This is a genomic window from Streptomyces yerevanensis (assembly GCF_000716805.1).
Classification (GTDB): Bacteria; Actinomycetota; Actinomycetes; order Streptomycetales; family Streptomycetaceae; genus Streptomyces; species Streptomyces flaveus.
The window spans coordinates 1-316 of the sequence record NZ_JNWJ01000256.1 but is presented as its reverse complement, the minus strand read 5'-3'; the positions used below and the strand labels follow the sequence as shown (position 1 = coordinate 316).

Here is a 316-nt window from a genome sequence, read left to right as displayed (position 1 = left end):
GCGAGGGAGCGCGGACGACCAGGCCCTCCTTTTCGAGTAGACCTACCTGGTATGTCAGGCCGCTGCGGCTGTAGACGACGCCGTCGGCGAGGTCGGTCATGCGGTGGCTGCCCGTCGGCGAGTCTCCGAGGCGGGCCAGGAGCTGGAACTGCACATAGCTGAGTTCGCCGGCCTCGCGCAGCTGCTGCTCGACGGCATGCCGGAGCAGGCTGGTCACCTCGATGAGGTCGAAGTAGGCGCCGAGTTGCACACGGTCGAGCGACGGCGGTGAATCAGGCATGTCCGGAGTCTACTGCTTCGAATTCGAAGAGTGTGG

The 316-nt window shown here is 65.5% G+C and carries 1 protein-coding gene; it reads right to left on the bottom strand.

What is annotated here, in order from left to right; all coding sequences use genetic code 11:
* On the bottom strand, nucleotides 1-280 hold a 280-nt coding region (locus OP79_RS49310; RefSeq protein ID WP_033329917.1), incomplete at its 3' end, for a MarR family winged helix-turn-helix transcriptional regulator.
* Between the last annotated feature and the right edge of the window lie 36 nt (nucleotides 281-316).